Source organism: Pseudomonas sp. T1.Ur, assembly GCF_023516725.1.
GTDB lineage: Bacteria > Pseudomonadota > Gammaproteobacteria > Pseudomonadales > Pseudomonadaceae > Aquipseudomonas > Aquipseudomonas alvandae.
The window spans coordinates 5,375,188-5,394,318 of record NZ_JAMGSN010000001.1 but is presented as its reverse complement, the minus strand read 5'-3'; the positions used below and the strand labels follow the sequence as shown (position 1 = coordinate 5,394,318).

Below are 19,131 nucleotides of genomic sequence, written 5' to 3'. Positions count from 1 at the left end.
GCGTGTTCCAGCCCCTGTTTTGAACTTTCCGACATACGGTCATTCCGGTTGCCATCATCCGATGCAGCGCCACGTTTCGCTGTGATTCAAGACAAGAGTTTCGGGAATAAACCAACCATGCGTTCGCACCTGCTCAAGGCTTTACCTTTCGCCCTCGCCGCCAGCTTCGTACAAGCACAAACCTTGCCGCAGGCCATGCAACAGGCATTGGACGTCCATCCGGAAATCCAGGCCGGCGTGAACAGTCGCCTGGCGGCGGACTATCAGCTCAAGGCGGCCAAGGGCGGCTACCTGCCTAGAGTGGACCTTGCAGCCGGTTATGGCCGTGAAGGCACCGACAGTGTGACGACCCGTTCGGGCAGCAATAATCATTGGGAAACCTTGAACCGCAGCGAGTCGAGCCTGCGTCTGTCGCAAATGGTTTTTGACGGTTTTGCGACGTCCAGCGAAGTGGGGCGTCAACAAGCCAACGTGAATTCCCGCGCCTATTCCTTGCTGGACGCGTCCGAGCGCACCGGGCTGACCGTGGCCCAGGTCTACCTGGACGTGCTGACCCGTCGCGAGTTCGTGCGCCTGGCCGAGGAAAACCTCAAGAGCCACGAGCGCATTTACGACCAGATCAAGCTGCGCACCTCTCGTGGCGTGGGCAGCGGCGCCGACCTGGACCAGGCCGAAGCGCGCATGGCCCAGGCCCGCAACAACCTGATCACTGAACAAACCAACCTGGCCGATGCCGAGACCAATTACCTCAGCGCCGTCGGCCAACTGCCCGACCAGTTGGATCGTCCCGCCGACTTTATGGCGCTGTTGCCGGCCAACCTGACCGAAGCCCGTGCCCAGATGCTGGAAAACAGCCCGGTGCTACGTTCGGCCGAAGCCGACATCGCCGCTGCCGAAAAACAATATGAAGCCGCCAAGTCGAGCTTCTACCCACGCTTCGATGCCGAGCTGGGCCGCACCGCCGACAACGACCTGGACGGTCAGAACGGCCACAACAACGAGTGGCAAGCCATGCTGCGCATGCGCTTCAACCTGTATGCCGGTGGCAGTAACAAGGCCGACCTGGAGTCCAAGTCCTACCTGTCGAACCAGGCGTTGGATATTCGCAACAACGCGCTGCGCCAGTTGAACGAAGAGCTCGGCCTGGCCTGGAACGCCCTGAACAACGCCAACGCCCAGGTGCCGGTTGCCCAGCAATATGTGGATCGCAGCAACAGCGTGCGCACCGCCTATCAGCGTCAGTTCAGCCTGGGCGAGCGCACCCTGCTCGATTTGCTCGACAGCGAAAACGAGCTGTTCAGCGCCTCCCGTCGCCTGGCGGAGATCAAGAATGTGCAGCTGTTCACCCAGTACCGCATCAAGGCGACCATGGGCCAGTTGCTGAAAAGCCAGGGTGTGGTCGCGCCGTTGGCATCGGTTGTGCAGAACGACGTGAAACCCAAGGTCCAGTTGCCTGGGATGAATTGAGTCCTCCAACCCGTTTCAATCAGTCAGAGTGCCGAGCGTGGAATCAGAAGTCAGTCCAGTCGAACTAGTCCATGACCCGCGCACGCTGCACGACGACCCGCTGTTGGACGGTTTGCTGGCGCTCTGCATGCTGCATCAGAAGCCTGCCAGCGCGGCGATGCTCACCACCGGCCTGCCGTTGCCCAAGCAACGGCTGAGCGTCGAATTATTGTCGCGTGCGGCGGCCCGTGCCGGTCTGCAAGGCCGGGTGCTGCAACGCAAGCTCGAGCAAATCCCCGCCATCGCCATGCCGGCGCTGCTGCTGCTGAAAGAAGGCCGCAGCGCCGTCCTGCTGGGCTGGGCCGAGGATGACCAGGCGCGTTTGCTGCTCAGCGAAAGCGACGGCGGTGAGGTCACCGTCAGCCGCGAACTGCTCGCCGATGACTACAGCGGCAAGGTGTTCTTCGCCCAACCGCAGCATAAATTTGACGTTAATCACGGCACGCTCATTCCCCGGGCGCGTTCGTGGTTTCGCGATACCCTCAAGCGGTCCCGCTGGCTGTACGCCGACGCCATCGCCGCGAGCCTGCTGATCAACATCATCGCCATGGCCGCGCCGCTGTTCGTGATGAACGTCTACGACCGCGTGGTGCCGAACCAGGCCGAATCGACCCTGTGGGTCTTGGCCGTTGGTATCACCGGCGCCTATGTGTTCGACCTGATCCTGAAAATGCTGCGCAGCCTGTGCCTGGATCTGGCGGGCAAGAAAACCGACCTGATCATCTCGGCGACGCTGTTCGAGCGCATCGTCGGCATGGCGATGAAATATCGTCCGGCGCGGGTGGGCAGCTTCGCCCAGAACATCCATGAATTTCAGAGCCTGCGGGACTTCCTGGCCTCGCTGACGCTCACCAGCCTGATCGACCTTCCGTTCACTCTGTTGATCTTCATGGTCATCGCGATCCTCGGCGGGCATCTGGTGTGGATTCCGGTGGTGGCGTTTCCGCTTGCCCTGTTGATCGGCTACGCACTGCAGAAGCCGTTGGTGGCGACCATGGAGCGAACCATGGCCCTGGGCGCCGAGCGCCAGTCCAGCCTGATCGAAACCCTGGCCGGCCTGGATGCGGTGAAGGTCAACAACGCCGAGAGCGAACGCCAGTACCAGTGGGAACAGACCATCGGCACCCTCAGTCGCCTTGAGCTGCGGGTGAAGATGTTGTCCGGCCTGGCGATGAACATCACGTTGTTGATCCAGCAACTGGCCGGCGTGGTCATGATCGTCTTCGGCGTCTACCAGATCATCGCCGGCAACCTCAGCATGGGCGGGCTGGTTGCCTGCTACATGCTCAGCGGCCGCGCCCTCAGCCCGCTGGCATCGCTCTCGGGCTTGCTGACCCGCTACCAGCAGGCGCGGGTGACGATGACCTCTGTCGACCAGATGATGGAGCTGCCACAGGAGCGCAATTTCGAAGAGCGTCCGCTGAGCCGCAAGGTGTTGCAGGGGGCGATTGAGTGCCGCCAGCTGAACTTCACCTACCCGAACCAGCAGAACGCCGCGTTGAAGAACATCAACCTGGTGATCAAGCCCGGCGAGAAGATCGGCATCATTGGCCGCAGCGGCTCGGGCAAGAGTTCGCTGGCCAAGTTGCTGGTGGGCCTTTACCAACCGGACGACGGCGCGTTGCTGGTGGACGGCGTGGACATCCGCCAGATCGACGTCAGCGAGTTGCGCTACAACATTGGCTACGTGCCCCAGGACATCCAGCTGCTGGCCGGCACCCTGCGGGACAACCTGACCTCCGGCGCCCGCTACGTCGAAGACGAACTGGTGCTTCAGGCAGCAGAACTCGCGGGCGTGCATGAATTTGCCCGCTTGCATCCGCAAGGTTATGAACTGCAAGTCGGCGAGCGCGGGCAGAACTTGTCCGGCGGCCAGCGGCAGAACGTCGCCCTGTCCCGCGCGCTGCTGCTCAACCCGCCGATCCTGCTGCTGGACGAACCCACCAGTGCCATGGACAACACCGGTGAGGAACGCTTGAAACAGCGCTTGGCCGCCGTGGTGGAAAACAAGACCGTGCTGTTGGTGACGCACCGGGCATCGTTGCTGTCGCTGGTGGATCGCCTGATCGTGATCGATCGGGGGCAGATCCTCGCCGACGGCCCGAAAGCCGCCGTCATGGAAGCGTTGAAGAAGGGGCAGATCAGTGTTGCTTAAATCGGATTCAAAAGGCGCTATCGGCCGGTATTTCAAAGGTTCCGAGTCGCTGCACGGCCAGCCGCTGCCCGAGGTCAACAAGGCGCTGATCGAAGACGCTCCCCGCGTGGTGCGCCTGACGATCTGGGGCATCATCGCCTTCTTCGTTTTCCTGGTGTCGTGGGCCAACTTTGCTGTGATCGACGAAGTCACCAAGGGCGACGGCAAGGCGATCCCATCGTCCAAGATCCAGAAGATCCAGAACCTGGAAGGCGGCATTGTCGCCGAGCTGTTCGTCAAGGAAGGGCAGATCGTCGAGGCCGGTGCGCCGTTGATTCGCCTGGACGACACCCGGTTTGTCTCCAACGTCGGCGAAACCGAGGCGGATCGCCTGTCGATGCTGTTGCGGGTCGAGCGCCTGAGTGCCGAAGTTGATGACCGGCCGTTGAAGTTCCCGCCCGACGTGCTCAAGGCAGTACCGGGCCAGGCCGCCAGTGAGGAGTCGCTGTACATCAGCCGCCGCCAGCAATTGCACGATGAGATCGGCGGCTTGCAGGAGCAGTTGATCCAGCGTCAGCAGGAGCTGCGCGAGTTCATCTCCAAGCAGGCGCAATATCGCTCTGGCCTGGCACTGCAACGCCAGGAAATCAACATGTCCGAGCCGCTGGTGGCCCAAGGCGCGGTATCGCCGGTGGAAGTGCTGCGGCTCAAGCGCGCCGAAGTCGAGACCCGTGGGCAACTGGACGCCACGACACTGGCGATTCCTCGTGCCGAATCGGCGATCAAGGAAGTGCAGCGCAAGATTGACGAGACCCGCGGCAAATTCCGCAGTGAAGCGCTGACCCAACTCAACGAAGCGCGCACCGACCTGAACAAGGCCCAGGCCACCGGCAAGGCCCTGGAGGACCGCGTGAGCCGGACCTTGGTCACGTCGCCGGTGCGCGGCATCGTCAACAAGATGCTGGTGAACACCATAGGCGGCGTGATCCAGCCGGGTAGCGACCTGATAGAAATCGTGCCACTGGACGACACGATCCTGGTGGAAGCGAAAATCCGTCCCCAGGACATCGCCTTCCTGCATCCTGGCCAGGACGCCACGGTGAAATTCACAGCGTATGACTACACCATCTACGGCGGGATGAAAGCCAAGCTGGAACAGATCGGTGCCGACACCATCACCGATGAAGACAAGAAAACCACCTACTACATCATCAAGCTGCGCACCGAGCGTAGCCATCTGGGCACCGATGAAAAACCGCTGCTGATCATTCCGGGAATGGTGGCGTCGGTGGACATTATCACTGGCAAGAAAACCATCCTGAGCTACCTGCTCAAGCCGATCATCAAGGCCCGGGCCGAGGCGTTGCACGAGCGGTAAGTAGGACCTGTGCGGCGCTCGCGCTCTCGTGGCGAGGGAGCTTGCTCCCGCTCGGCTGATGCCCTGTAGGAGCTGCCGGAGGCTGCGATCTTTTGCTCTTTCGCTTGGGACTCAAGTGTTTGGGGAAAGATCGCAGCCTCGCTGCACTCGACAGCTCCTACACAGCTCCTACACAGCTCCTACAGAGGCCAGGGGGAGCAAGCTCCCTCGCCACAGGACCGCGGCGTTCCCAAAACCCTTGTGGGAGCGAGCTTGCTCGCGATGGCGGTGCGTCAGTGACAGATACGTGTCTGACCTGACGCTATCGCGAGCAAGCTCGCTCCCACAGGATCAGAGTTGCTGCCGCAGGTTCTGCCATATGGATATGCATTTTTAATATTTAAATTAAGGTTCTTATACCTTTAAAGTCATCTCCCTGCGTACCTGCCGACCAATCGGCGCGCCGCACGACACAAACCAACACGGTGCCCCCGTGAGTTTTGATCGAGTGCGCGCCTATTGAAGCGCGCCGTGCGTGGGAGTGATGTATGCCAGCCGTCTCTTTTCCTCCGGATTCAACCGCCGCGAACATCGCGCCGCAGTCGTTCGAAATCCGTCCATTCAGCGATGCCGTCGGCGCCGAGATCATCGGCCTGGACTTGTCCCGGCCCATCAACGACCAGGATTTCGCCCGCGTGCACCGCGCCCACCTCGACTATCACGTGGTGGTGTTCCGCGATCAACGCATCACCCCCGAACAGCACATCGCCTTCAGCCGTCGTTTTGGCGTGCTGCAGATCCATGTGCTCAAGCAATTCCTGCTGGCCGGGCACCCGGAAATCCTCATCGTCTCCAACATCATCGAGAACGGCCAATCCATCGGCCTCGGCGATGCCGGCAAGTTCTGGCATTCGGACCTTTCCTATAAACAATTGCCCAGCCTCGGCTCGATGCTCCACGCCCAGGAGCTGCCGAGCGAAGGTGGCGACACGTTGTTCGCCGATATGCACAAGGCCCTGGATGGTTTGCCCGACGCATTGCGTAAAACGATCGAGGGCCGTTCGGCGGCGCACTCCTACACGGCGCGCTACAGCGAAACCAAATTCGAAGGTAACTGGCGCCCGACGTTGACGCCCGAACAACTGGCCCAGGTCGCCGAGGTCGTGCATCCGATCGTCCGCACGCATCCGGAAACCGGGCGCAAGGCGTTGTTCGTCAGCGAAGGCTTCACCACCCGCATCGTCGGCCTGCCGGAGGATGAAAGCACCGCCATCCTGACGGAGCTGTACGCCCACAGCGTGCTGCCGCAGAACATCTATCGCCATCAATGGCGGCCCCACGACCTGGTGTTCTGGGACAACCGTTCGCTGATCCACCTGGCCGCCGGTTGCCCGAGCCATCTGCGCCGCAAGCTGTACCGCACCACCATCCAGGGCGACGCCCCTTTCTGATCGGCTGCGCAGCGCGCAAGAGCCCGGAGAATCACCATGTCCAAACGCATTGCTTTTGCACCCTTGGCCGCGGCCATCGGCCTGGGGTTCAGCCTGCTCGCCGGCAACCTGGTTGCGCCGGCCAGCGCTCACGCCGAGGGCGAGATTCGCATCGCCGAGCAGTTCGGCATCGTTTACCTGTTGCTGAACGTAGTGCGCGACCAACAACTGATCGAAAAGCACGGCAAGGAGGAGGGCATCGACATCAAGGTCGACTGGACCCAGCTGTCCGGCGGCGCGGCGGTCAACGATGCGTTGCTGTCGGGCTCCATCGACATTGCCGGGGCCGGCGTCGGGCCGTTGTTGACGGTCTGGGACCGCACCCGTGGCAAGCAGAACGTCAAGGCCGTGGCGTCCCTGGGTAACTTTCCCTATTACCTGCTGAGCAACAACCCGAACGTCAAGACCATCGCCGATTTCACCGAGAAGGACCGCATCGCGGTGCCGGCGGTGGGTGTTTCGGTGCAATCACGGATCCTGCAATACGCCGCTGCCAAGCAATGGGGCGATAAGGATTTCAATCGCCTCGACAAGTACACCCTGGCCGTCCCGCACCCGGACGCCACGGCTGCGTTGATTGCCGGCGGCACCGAGTTGACCGGGCACTTTTCCAACCCGCCGTTCCAGGACCAGGCCTTGCAAAACCCCAACGTCCACGTCGTACTGAACTCGTATGACGTGCTCGGGCCGAACTCGCCCACGGTGCTGTTCGCCACCGAGAAATTCCGCGATGAAAACCCGAAGACCTACAAGGCCTTCGTCGAGGCCCTGACCGAAGCGGCCGACTTTGCCCAGAAGGACAAAGGCGCGGCGGCGGACACCTACCTGCGGGTGACCAAGGCCAAGATCGACCGGGCGACCTTGCTGAAGATCATCGACAACCCGCAGGTCGAATTCACCGTCACGCCGAAGAACACTTACCCGTTGGCTGAGTTTCTCTACCGCGTCGGTGCGATCAAGAACAAGCCGGCCTCCTGGGAAGACTATTTCTTCCAGGACGCCAAGCCGCTGCAAGGGAGCTGAATGTCATGAACGCGCCATTGCAAGGCCACGCGGCCAGCAACGCCACCCGCACCGACGCTGCGCTGTTGTCGGTGGATAACGTCAGCCTGGAATACCGCACCCCTCAGCGGGTGGTGCGAGCCACCCATCAAGTGAGTTTTGAAGTCGATCCGGCGGACCGCTTTGTACTGCTCGGCCCCTCCGGGTGCGGCAAGTCCACGCTGCTCAAGGCCATCGGCGGTTTCATCGCACCGTGTGAAGGCGAGATTCGCTTGCAAGGCCAAACCGTCAACGCGCCCGGCCCGGATCGGATCGTAGTGTTCCAGGAGTTCGACCAACTGCCGCCGTGGAAAACCGTCAAGCAGAACGTGATGTTCGCCCTGCTGGCCTCAGGCACGCTCAAGCGTCGCGAGGCCGAGGAGCGAGCGCTGCACTATCTCGACAAAGTCGGGCTGGCGGCGTTTGCCGATGCCTATCCCCACACCTTGTCCGGAGGCATGAAAGCCCGGGTCGCGATCGCACGGGCACTGGCGATGCAGCCAAAGATTCTCTTGATGGACGAACCCTTCGCCGCCCTCGATGCCCTGACCCGACGCAAGATGCAGGAAGAATTGCTGCTGCTCTGGGAGGAGGTGCGTTTCACGTTGTTGTTCGTCACCCACTCCATCGAAGAAGCAATGGTGGTGGGTAATCGTATTTTGCTGCTGTCACCCCATCCGGGACGGGTGCGGGCGGAAATCCACAGCCATCAATACGATTTGCACAGCCTCGGCGGTGTCGGGTTCCAGCACACGGCGCGACGGATTCATTCGCTGTTGTTCGAGCAAGGCCAGTCGCCGAATACCGAGCCTGAGCTGGATTTCGCTGACATCCGTATCGCCTACTGACCCTGTAGGAGCTGCCGAGTGCAACGAGGCTGCGATCTTTTGATCTTCCCTAGGGACTTCAGTGTATTGAGAAAGATCGCAGCCTCGCTGCGCTCGGCAGCTCCTACGGGTCGGTGCCGGGATTTGAAAAGAGAGTGTTTATGAGCCAGTTATCGCCTGCGCGCGAAGAATACGAAGTCGACCTGCAACCGCTGACCCACGTGCCGTTGGAGCGGGAATTGCCCTTGGGCCAGCGCCTGTGGCAACAAGGCTGGCTGCGCAAGAGCCTGATCCTGATAGCGCTCGCGGTGCTGTGGGAGGGCGTGGCGCGTTACCAGAGCAACGACTTGCTGCTGCCGAGTTTCCTGCAGACCGCCAACGCGTTGTACGACGGTTTGTTCAGTGGCGAGCTATTGGGCAAGGTGTGGATTTCCCTTGTCGTTCTGCTCAAGGGCTATCTGCTGGGGATCGTCCTGGCGTTTGGCTTGACCACCCTGGCGGTATCGACTCAGTTGGGCCGCGACCTGCTCAGCACGCTGACGTCGATGTTCAACCCGCTGCCAGCCATCGCCCTGTTGCCGCTGGCGCTGCTGTGGTTCGGCCTGGGGCAGAACAGCCTGATTTTCGTGCTGGTGCATTCGGTGTTGTGGGCGCTGGCGTTGAACATGTACTCGGGGTTTCTTGGCGTATCGGAAACGCTGCGCATGGCCGGGCGCAACTACGGGCTCAAGGGCCTGCGCTTTGTGCTGTTCATCCTGATTCCGGCGGCGTTGCCGTCGATTCTCGCCGGGCTGAAAATCGGCTGGGCCTTCGCCTGGCGCACCCTGATCGCCGCCGAACTGGTATTCGGCGCCACCAGCGGCAAGGGCGGTTTGGGCTGGTACATCTTCCAGAACCGCAACGAGCTTTATACCGACAAGGTGTTTGCCGGGTTGGCGGTGGTGATCCTGATCGGGTTGCTGGTGGAGAACCTGGTGTTCGACAGTCTGGAGCGGGTAACGGTGAAGCGGTGGGGGATGCAGCGGTGAGCCATTCTTGAGCGCTACTGCGCATCTGTGGCGAGGGAGCTTGCTCCCGCTCGACCCTGTAGGAGCTGGCGAAGCCTGCGATCTTTTGATCTTTGATCTTTGATCTTTCGCTTGAGATTCAAGTGTCTGGGGAAAGATCGCAGCCTCGTTGCACTCGGCAGCTCCTACGCAGCTCCTACGCAGCTCCTACGCAGTTCCTACGCAGATTCTACGCAGCTTCACAGAAGCGCCTGTGGCCTGGCTGGGCGGTGCGATGCTTGTTAAACCCTCAACATAATTAGCCAAGTAAAGCCCCTCCCTTTTCCTTTAGACTTGCCGCCTCCAAGCAAGCCTTCAGGACACGGAATGCCAGTCCCTCCCAACCCCCTTCGCAAAGCCTTGGTCATTTGGTTGTACGCGGCGGCGCTGATGCACCTGCTCGCCGGCGTCACGTTGACCTGGGCCGGTCACTCCGGCTTGCTCGACGGCTATCTGAACACCATCGAACAGGCGTTCTGGGGCACCAATGCCGTGCCCGCAACGGCCCGCGCGCAACAAGTTTGGTGGCTGGCCTTGTTCGGCGCCACGTTGCAGAGCTATGCGCTGTACATGCTCGCCCTGGTCCATATCGGCAATCGCCTGAAGAGCGCCATGGCCTGGGGTTGGCTGATCGCCGGCATCCTGCTGTGGGCACCCCAGGACATGCTGATTTCCGCCCAGGCCCAGGTCTGGTCGCACCTTTGGTTCGACAGCATCGCACTGCTCGTTTTACTGCCGCCGCTGTTCTGGCTCTATCGCCACGACTGCCGCACCTCCTTGACCGACAACGCGCCGAGTGATTGCAACCATGGCTGATTTTTCACCGCTGGACTGGGCAATCGCCCTGCTGATCGCCCAGGCAATCCTCGGTGCGCTGGATACCCTGTATCACCACGAACTCACCGTCGCCTTACCCTATCGCCACAGTGCGCGGCTGGAGCTGTCGATCCACGCCCTGCGCTCATGCTTCTACGGGATCCTGTTCCTCGGTATTGCACATCTGGCCTTCGAGGGGACGTGGGCGATTGTCATTGCGCTGCTGTTCGCCCTGGAGATTTGCCTGACGCTCTGGGACTTCGTGATCGAGGACCGCAGCCGCAAGCTGCCGCCTATCGAACGCATCATGCACACGGTGCTGGCGGTCAACGGCGGGGCGTTCTTCGCGTTGTATGGCGTGCAATTGGGCCAGTGGGCGAGTTTGCCAACCGGGCTGAGCGCAATCGACCTCGGCTGGCGCGGCTGGTTGTTGACCTTGTTCGCCATCGGCGTGACGGCCTCGGGGATTCGCGACGGCGTGGCGGCCTTGCGTATGCAACGCGCGGGCAAGGCCGCCAACCCGTTTGCCGGTGGCGCCTACAAACGCGTGCTGGTCACGGGCGGCACCGGGTTCATCGGCGAAACCCTGGTCAATCAACTGCTCGACGCCGGGCACACGGTCAGTGTGTTGGCCCGCGATCCCTTGAGAGCGGCCTACCTGTTTGACGGTCGCGCCCGCTGCCTGCGTTCGCTGGGCAAGCTCGGGCATGATGAAACCTTCGATGTGGTGATCAACCTGGCAGGCGCACCGGTGGCCGGTCCGCGCTGGAGTCCCAAGCGCCAGGCGCAACTCATCGCCAGTCGGATCAATACCACCGAAGCCTTGATGGCCTGGTTGAGAAACGCGCGGCACAAACCGGCGTTGTGGGTCCAGGCTTCGGCGATTGGTTTTTACGGCGTGCGTGACGCCAGTGAAAGCCTGGATGAAAGCGCCAGCCAGGGCGAGGGGTTCATGGCTGAGCTCTGCGCGCGCTGGGAAGCCTCCGCGCGGCCTGCCACTGAGCTGGGTGTGCGCCAGGTGGTGCTGCGCCTGGGTGTGGTGTTCGGTCCGGGTGGTGCGTTGCTGCCATTGCTGATTCCGTTTCGCCTGGGATTCGGCGGGCGAATGGGCGACGGCAAGCAAATCATGAGTTGGGTACACCGCGACGATGTCATCCAGGTGATCGCCCGCGCCTTCGCTGATCAAAGCCTGAGCGGCACCTACAACCTGGTGGCGCCGGAAACGGTCAGCCAGGCGCTGTTCGCCGAACGTGTCGGCAAGGTGCTCAAGCGCCCGGTGTGGTTCCATATTCCGGCCGCGCCGGTGCGCGCCCTGGCCGGGGAGATGGCCCAGCTGTTTTTCGACGGCCAGCGCGTGGTGCCCGACCGTCTCGTCGAGGCCGGCTATACGTTCCGTTACCCGACGCTCGACGCGGCCCTGCGCGACCTGGCCTGAGGAACATCCATGAGCAAGCCCCGGATGTACCTGCTGGCCGGCAACGGTAGCGCCGCCGATTGGTGGGACGATGCATTGCCGCACTTCCACCACTACCACGTGGTGCCCCTGGAACTGCCCGGCTTTGGCAATAACCCGCAAGCGCCTTGCGACGACCTTGCGACCTACGCCCAAGCATTGCTGGCGGCGACGGTGCGGGGCAGCGCGATCATGGCGGTCGGCGTGAACGCCTTGCTGGTGCTGCACGCCTTGCAACGCCAGCCGGGGCACTTTTGCCGCAGCGTTTTGCTGGCGCCGGTGGGCGCGTTTTTGTGGCAGCGACGGTTGCCTGCGTTGATGTCGCCGCTGCCGATTCGCAAGACCATTCACTGGCTGCTGGCGAACAAGCCGACGTTGTTTGCCCACAAGTTTTCCAGCCGGCCCTGGACGCCCGCGCAATACCAGCGCATGGGCGCCGGCTATGCCCGCTGCCGGGCCTTTGTGCCGCATTGGGACCTGGTGCGTGCGGACACTGCGTTGCCGTTGCTGGAATGGATCAGCGACCCGGTCGAGCTGGTCTGGGGAGATCAAGACAAGGTGTTGGGCGTCGCCCAAGCGGCGGCCTGGTCGGCCATTCTGGCCCGTGCCGATTTGACGATCAGCTTGAAGGCCGGTTGGGGCCATTATCCGTGGATCGACTCGCCCGCTGAATTCGCCGCGTGGTTGGAATCCGGCGAGCGTGGTTTTGTCGCGCACACCAAGGGCGGCCGCTTGCGTCTCGCGGCGCTGGCTGGGCAACCGGTACCGGCGGCGCTGTCGCTCAACCATTGTGATGATCCGCGCCTGCCAGGCTTCCTGGACGGCCAGCCGGACGCTACCTGGGCCGTGCGCTCCTCCAGTTACGGCGAGGATCAGGCCGATGCGGCGAATGCCGGCTTGAGCACCACATTCCTGCGTGAGCCGACCCATAACGTACCAGCGCGGATTGCCGAGTTGAGCGCGGCGGGTGTCGAGGAAGTGGTGGTGCAGCGCTTCATCACGCCACGGTTGTCCGGGATCGCGTTCGTGCGTCACTTGTCTGTTGAATTGGAATGGGTGGAAGGGCATCTGGAGTCGTTGGCCGATGGCCAAGTGAGCCCCGAGCGTGCGGTGATGTCCCGCCTCGGCGAGTCATGGAGCAGCGGCACCTTCAGGCCTGCCCATGGCCTGACCGCCGAAGCGCTGTGGCGCTTTCTGCAAGGCGTGCTGCGGGTCTTTCATTACGTGCCCGGTGATGTTGAATGGGCCTGGGACGGGACCCAGCTGTGGCTGTTGCAATACCGCCCGATCAGCGACTACGGTTGGCGCCGTCACCTGACTGCCGCCAACATTGCCGAGATCCTGCCGCCCCGACCCAGTGTCCTGGTGGAGTACGCGCAGCGCCGTGCGGCGGCGAGTATTCCGGCGATCATGGCGCGTTGGGATGCGCGGGTGCTGCAGGACAACGAGCCCTTCACGGCGGTATTCGGCGGCGCTTCGTACATCAACAATGATTTGTTTCTCGCCCGGCTGGCCGACTGGGGCGTCAGTGCCCGCAGCTACGCCGGCGAGGTCGGCGGCGCGACACCGCACCTGCCCTGGCGGCCACTGCGACTGCTGCGTTCGCTGCCGTTGTTCCTGCGCATGCAACGCATCGCCCGAGGCCATTTGCTGACGCTGGAAAATGGCTTGCGACGTTTTGATCGAGAGCTGCACGAGCTGACCGGACAAGGCGCCGACGGCCAGCAGTTGGCCGACTGGTTTACTCGCTTCTACGTGTTCGTGGTGCAAGGCAACCTGTGCATCGCCAGCGCCTTGGCCAGCAGCGGCGGGGACTGGCTGGGACGACCGCCGACCGCCTATGACGATCTCGAACACAGCCCTCATCGGCTGCCGTGGGAAACCGACCCGGCCACACCACGCCCGGCACCGACCGAACTGCCATTGCAGGCCTTTCCTCAATGGACTCTCGCGATCCGCCTGGCCCACGGTGTGGGCCTGCCGGGGTTGCGCGGCTATTACTTGCAGGTGCGCGAATGGTATCGCGATAACCTGATGCGGATCTTTTTCCGTCTGCACCACGCCATGCCGGCCGCTGACCGCGCGCACTGGTTCGCACCGCACCCGGACATCCGCAGCCGCGACGGCAGCTTCTGGCAGGACGGTCGTGAAGGCACTGAACAGGCGAGCGGATTCCTGATCTACCCGGGCCAGGCCCAGGGCATCCTCGGCGAAGACATTCTGCTGGAAGACACCCTGGACCCTGGCCGCCACGCCCACTACCAAAACGCCCGCGCCGTGATCGCGCGCATGGGTGGACGCCTGTCCCATGGCTCGACGCTGCTGCGCGAATTGCGCAAGCCTTCGGCAGTGTTGCCTCAGGTGGATGTGAGGTGGTTGGGGCGTGAGGTGGTGTATTGCGATGGGGAGTTGAGGTTGGTGCAGTAGGCCTCGGGACATCTGTTGATCACGGAACCCGTGGCGAGGGAGCTTGCTCCCGCTGGGCCTGTAGAAGCGGTGTAGAAGCTGCGTAGGAGCTGCCGAGTGCAACGAGGCTGCGATCTTTTCCCCAGCCACTTGAATCCCAAGCGAAAGATCAAAAGATCGCAGGCTTCGCCAGCTCCTACAGGCCGAGCGGGAGCAAGCTCCCTCGCCACAGGGACTGTCCCCGGGCGTATTCTCTTTTCACTCAGCTACTCCCCTTGACGCCCCCCACCGCTGTCGTAGACTCCGACCATCCGTCAGGGAGTAACGGTCATGCGACGTTTATGCAGTTGGGTTGTGGGATTGACCTTTATAACGTGCGGGGTGCAGGCGCAGACGCCGGCGTCCGACGATCCGTTGCTGGAGAGCAACGTTTCGGCCAGTGCGTCGGGCAACGAGGCGCGCGGGGTGCTTCGGGCGCGGGATCAGGCGGTGCTGGCCAGTGAGCTGGCCGGTCGGATTGTCGAGTTGCCGTTCAGTGAGGGCGAGTCGTTCAAGAAGGGCGACACCCTGGCGCGTTTCGACTGTTCGGCCTATCAGGCCCAGCTCAATGCGGCCCAGGCGGCCAGCCGTGGCGCCGGTGAAGAGCTGGCCCACAATCGGCAGCTCGCGGCGCTGAAATCCGTCGGACGTTTCGAGGTGTCGCGGGCCGAGGCCCGTCTCAGCGAGGCGCAGGCGCAATCCCAGGTTTATCAAGTGCAGGTCAAGCGCTGCAGCGTCATCGCGCCGTTCGATGGGCAGATTGTGGCGCGCAAGGTCCAGCGTTATGAAAGCGTCGCGGCCGGTGCGCCATTGTTGGATGTCGTAGACAATCGCACGCTGGAAATCCATCTGTTGGTTCCTTCGCGCTGGATGGGCAAGCTCAAGCCCGGCCAGTCGTTCAGCTTCGTTCCCGATGAAACCGGCAAGCCGTTGCAAGCGACGGTCAAGCGCCTGGGCGCCCGCATCGACGAGGGCAGCCAGACGCTGCTGCTGGTGGCGAGCGTGCCGGATGCCAGCGGTCTGTTGTCTGGCATGAGTGGCACGGCGCGTTTCTCGGAGTCGAAGTGAACGCGCCAGTGACGGGCAGCGCCGAGCAGGTGTTTGCCCGCTTCCTCGATCTGGAGCGCCAGACCAGGGCCGCGCGCACGCCGGAGCAGTTGAGCTACAGCCTGGTCAACGACGGCCAGGCGCTGTTTGGCTTTCGTCATGCCGCGTTGTTGATCGCAGGTAAAGTGCAGGCCGTGACCGGCGTCAGCGCCATCGAGCCGAACGCGCCGTTCGTGGCATTTGTCGAACAAGCCGTCGCGCAGTTGTTCAAGAAGGGATCGCTGGACAAGGCGCGGGTCATTGCCCCTGACGAGGTGAGTGAGCCGGTCCAGGCGGATTGGCGAAGCCTGTCGGCCGGGCAAGTGTTCTGGCTGCCCTTGATCGATCATCAAGGCCAAGTGTTTGGCGGCTTGTGGTTCGCCCGCGACCTGCCATGGACCCCGCCGGAGCAAGTGCTGCTGTCGCAACTCGGAGACACCTACAGCCATGCGTGGCTGGCGCTGCAACCGCGCAAGCCGTGGCGCCTGCGTTGGACGCGCAAGCGCCAGGTCGCACTGGTGGCGGTTTTGCTGCTGGGGTTGCTGATCCCGGTGCGCCAATCCGTATTGGCCCCGGCCGAAGTGGTGCCACTGGGCGGGCAGGTGGTAGCGGCACCGTTGGATGGCGTGATTGCCGAATTCCTGGTCAAGCCCAACCAGGCGGTGAAGAACGGCGACCTGTTGCTGCGTTTCGAAAGCACCACTCTCAAGGCCCAGGCCGATGTCGCCGAGCGGGCATTGGGTGTGGCCGAGGCGGAACTCAAGGCCAACTCCCAGCGCTCGTTTGCCGATGCTGAATCCAGCTCGAAGATCGACCTGCTGGCGGCTCGCGTCGAGCAGAAACGTGCCGAGCGCAACTACGCCATCGAGCTGCTCAAGCGCAGCGAAGTCCGCGCCGAACGTGACGGCATTGCGGTATTCGCCGATGCCGAGCGCTGGCTCGGAAAACCTGTGCAGACCGGCGAGCGGCTGATGGAAATCGCCGATCCGAACCAGGCCGAGTTGCGCATCGAGCTGGCTGTGGGCGACGCGATTGCCTTGGAGCCAGGCGCACAAGTGGCATTGTTTCTCGACAGCGATCCGTTGCAGCGACACCTGGCCCGGCTTGAGCGTTCGGCCTACGAAGCGCAGCCCACCGCCGCCGGGCAGTTGGCCTATCGATTGGACGCACGTTTCGATGCCACGGCGCCGCGCATCGGCCTGCGGGGCACGGCGAAAATCTTCGGCGATCGCGCGCCGTTGGCGTTGTATCTGTTGCGGCGGCCGCTTGCGGGTCTGCGCCAGAGCGTAGGTCTGTAGCGTGGACCTGCCGAGCCTGCGGTCGGACCTGCAATTGTCGCCCGCCGCCCCCGACCCGGATGGCTCGCCGCAATGGACCCTGGCCGATCCGGTACGCGGACGCTATTTCAAGCTGGGCGCGGCGGCGATGCGCATGTTGCGGCACTGGTCCCTGGGGGACCCGGAGCAGGTACTGCGAGCGGCGAACCGCGAACCGGGCCTGCCGCTCAATGGTGAATCGCTGGAGCAATTGCTGGGCTTTTTGCGCGGCCATGACCTGATCAGCGCGATGGACCCGCAGCAACGCGACAGCTATCAAAACAAGACTGCTTCCCAGCGTCAGAGCCTGTGGCAAATCCTGCTGCATCAATACCTGTTTTTCCGCATACCGCTGTGGCGTCCGGATGCGTTCCTCAATCGTGCCTGGCCTTTTCTGGCACGGTTCGGCCCCGGCGTCCTGCGCTATGGGATACCGCTGACCCTGGGCCTGGGTATTTTCCTGGTGTCCAGGGACTGGCAGCGGTTCCTGGCGACGTTTCCGCACCTGTTCAGCCTCGGCGGTGCGCTGGCGTTCGGGGTGGCCTTGTTCTTTGCCAAGCTGTGCCACGAATTCGGCCATGCGTTCATGGCCAAGCGTGCCGGCTGCCGCGTGCAAAGCATGGGCGTGGCGTTCATGGTGCTGCTGCCGATGTTCTATACCGACGTCAGCGACGCCTGGCGAGTCAATGATCGTCGGGCCCGGTTGCTGATCGGCGCGGGCGGCGTGCTGGCGGAGTTGCTCTTGGCCTGCATCGCATTGCTGGCCTGGTCGCTGTTGCCCGACGGCCCGGCGCGCACGGCAGCGTTCATGTTGGCCAGCGCCACGTGGATCACCACGCTGATCATCAACCTGAACCCCTTCATGCGCTTCGACGGCTACTTCCTGCTCAGCGATTTGTGGGCTGTGGACAATCTCCAGGGCCGGGCATTTGCCCTGTGTCGCTGGCGCTTGCGCGAGGCCTTGTTCGGTTATGGCGCTGCCGCCCCGGAACCCTGGTCACCGAAAATGCGCCGGCGCTTGCTGGTGTGGGGCTATGGTTCCTGGCTGTGGCGTGCGGCGTTGTTCTTCGGTATTGCCCTGGCGGTCTATCACCTGTTCTTCAAGGTGCTGGGCATCTTCTTGATGTTGGTGGAATTGGTCTGGTTCATTTTTATGCCCATCGTGAATGAAGGACGGCAATGGTGGAGCCGCCGAGAACAGGCCCATGGCCCGCGCGTGTTGCTCACCTGTCTGGTGCTGCTGGTCGTGCTATTGGGCCTGCTGCTGCCGTGGCGCAATGCCGTGGAAGTGCCGGCGATGCTTGAGGCCGGTCGCGCCAGCGCCTTGCATGCGCCGGTGGCGGCGCGGGTCAAGCAGGTGAATGTCCGTGACGGCCAGGTCGTGGCCCAGGGCGATGTATTGATCGAATTGGAGTCGCCGGACATGGCGTCGCGCCTGGCGATTGTCCGTCGGGAAATCGAAATCCAGCAATTGCAGATGCGCCGTCAGGCCGGGCGCAGTGAAACCGCCGCCGATGCCGGCATTGTCGAACAGCAACTGGCCGAAGCCGTGGCTGACTATCGAGGCCTGGTTGCCCAGCGTGAACGCCTGCTGTTGCGTGCGCCCCACGCCGGGCAGGTACGCGACCTGCTGGCGGACTTGACGGTGGGGCGCTGGTTATCGCCCACGCAGCCGCTGGCGCGGGTGGTGCAAGCCGGTTCCCGCTTGCGCGGCTACCTCACCGAAGCCGAACTCTGGCGGGTCGCGCCCGGTGCCACCGGACGGTTTATCGCGGACGATCCGATGCACGCCTCGATTGCCGTCCAACTGAACGAAATCGACACCAACGGCGTGGCCTGGGTCGAGCAACAGGCGTTGACCTCCGACCACCACGGGCCGATCGCCGTGCGCCGCGATTCGCAGCAACGGGCCGAGCCGGTGCAGGCGCAATACGGTGTGCGGCTCAGTGCGGTGGACGACACATCCGCCCCGGTGCAGCCGCTGCGTGGCGTGGCGGTGCTGCAGGGCAAGGGCGAGTCGGTATTGGGCGCGACCTGGCGTCGGTTGGCGGCGTTGGGCGTCAGGGAAAGCGGGTTCTGAGGTGAACATGGAAGCAGTGGCGGCAGAAGGATTGGTGGTACGTCCATCGCGGGTCAGCGATGGTCCGTTCCTGCAGGGCCTGTACCAAGCGGCGCGGCCGGACTTGCAATGGATCGACGGTGATCCCGAGCAGGTGCAGCAAGTGATCGCCCAGCAGTTCGAGATACAAGAGCAGGGCCTGGGCGACAACTTCCCCAACGCCATGCATTACGTCGTGGAAAAACTCGGCACCGCCATCGGCGCCTTGAGCACCGATTTCGGCCCTAACGAAATCCGCGTCCTCTACCTGGCTTTCGTCCCCCAGGCCCGTGGGCAAGGCTATGGCCGGGCAGTGTTGCAAGGCGTACAGAAAGCCGCACAACAGATCCGCTGCCCGGTGGCGACGGTGGTCTGGGCCAGCAACCCCCACGCCCGCCGACACTACCTGGCGCTGGGCTTCGAAGTGCAAGAACGTAACCCCGCGGCGGAACGATTGGTCTGGTATCCGAAGGGCAATTGACCCGATCTTACAGACGCTTAAGAACCCCTGTGGGA

At 63.0% G+C, this 19,131-nt stretch carries 14 protein-coding genes; all 14 read left to right on the top strand.

Features of this window, described 5'->3' with window-relative positions; genetic code table 11:
* The first annotated feature begins 117 nt into the window (after positions 1–117).
* Complete coding sequence (locus tag M8Q45_RS23820; protein WP_030138006.1) at positions 118–1,467, top strand: TolC family outer membrane protein; 1,350 nt, start codon at positions 118–120, stop codon at positions 1,465–1,467.
* 37 nt (positions 1,468–1,504) lie between these two features.
* On the top strand, positions 1,505–3,661 hold the full coding sequence (locus tag M8Q45_RS23815) for a type I secretion system permease/ATPase (protein WP_249876636.1): 2,157 nt from the start codon (positions 1,505–1,507) through the stop codon (positions 3,659–3,661).
* Positions 3,651–5,018, top strand: a complete 1,368-nt coding sequence (locus M8Q45_RS23810; protein ID WP_249876635.1) for an HlyD family type I secretion periplasmic adaptor subunit — start codon at positions 3,651–3,653, stop codon at positions 5,016–5,018. Before M8Q45_RS23815 ends, M8Q45_RS23810 begins: the two co-directional genes overlap by 11 nt.
* A gap of 527 nt (positions 5,019–5,545) precedes the next feature.
* The gene (locus tag M8Q45_RS23805; RefSeq protein ID WP_249876634.1) at positions 5,546–6,448 is read left to right on the top strand and encodes a TauD/TfdA dioxygenase family protein; all 903 of its coding nucleotides are present in this window, start codon (positions 5,546–5,548) and stop codon (positions 6,446–6,448) included.
* Between the two features lie 36 nt (positions 6,449–6,484).
* On the top strand, positions 6,485–7,510 hold the full coding sequence (locus M8Q45_RS23800; protein WP_249876633.1) for an ABC transporter substrate-binding protein: 1,026 nt from the start codon (positions 6,485–6,487) through the stop codon (positions 7,508–7,510).
* Between the two features lie 5 nt (positions 7,511–7,515).
* On the top strand, positions 7,516–8,376 hold the full coding sequence (locus M8Q45_RS23795; protein WP_249876632.1) for an ABC transporter ATP-binding protein: 861 nt from the start codon (positions 7,516–7,518) through the stop codon (positions 8,374–8,376).
* A 140-nt stretch (positions 8,377–8,516) separates the two neighbouring features.
* Positions 8,517–9,383, top strand: coding sequence for an ABC transporter permease (locus M8Q45_RS23790; protein WP_249876631.1), 867 nt, complete (start codon positions 8,517–8,519; stop codon positions 9,381–9,383).
* Between the two features lie 345 nt (positions 9,384–9,728).
* Complete coding sequence (locus M8Q45_RS23785; protein ID WP_249876630.1) at positions 9,729–10,217, top strand: cell division protein; 489 nt, start codon at positions 9,729–9,731, stop codon at positions 10,215–10,217.
* Positions 10,210–11,652: a TIGR01777 family oxidoreductase gene (locus M8Q45_RS23780; protein ID WP_249876629.1), complete on the top strand. Its 1,443-nt coding sequence runs from the start codon at positions 10,210–10,212 to the stop codon at positions 11,650–11,652. Before M8Q45_RS23785 ends, M8Q45_RS23780 begins: the two co-directional genes overlap by 8 nt.
* A 9-nt stretch (positions 11,653–11,661) precedes the next feature.
* On the top strand, positions 11,662–14,097 hold the full coding sequence (locus M8Q45_RS23775) for a PEP-utilizing enzyme (RefSeq protein WP_249876628.1): 2,436 nt from the start codon (positions 11,662–11,664) through the stop codon (positions 14,095–14,097).
* Positions 14,098–14,406: 309 nt separating this feature from the next.
* Positions 14,407–15,183 (top strand): efflux RND transporter periplasmic adaptor subunit, encoded by a 777-nt coding sequence (locus M8Q45_RS23770; protein WP_030137996.1) that lies wholly within the window; start codon positions 14,407–14,409, stop codon positions 15,181–15,183.
* Entirely contained in the window at positions 15,180–16,499 is a 1,320-nt protein-coding gene (locus tag M8Q45_RS23765; protein ID WP_249876627.1) for an efflux RND transporter periplasmic adaptor subunit, read from the top strand. Before M8Q45_RS23770 ends, M8Q45_RS23765 begins: the two co-directional genes overlap by 4 nt.
* A gap of 1 nt (position 16,500) precedes the next feature.
* Entirely contained in the window at positions 16,501–18,597 is a 2,097-nt protein-coding gene (locus M8Q45_RS23760) for a site-2 protease family protein (protein ID WP_249876626.1), read from the top strand.
* Positions 18,598–18,604: 7 nt separating this feature from the next.
* Positions 18,605–19,096 carry a GNAT family N-acetyltransferase gene (locus M8Q45_RS23755; protein ID WP_249876625.1) on the top strand — a complete coding sequence of 164 codons (492 nt, stop codon included), beginning with the start codon at positions 18,605–18,607 and terminating at the stop codon, positions 19,094–19,096.
* Positions 19,097–19,131: the final 35 nt, after the last annotated feature.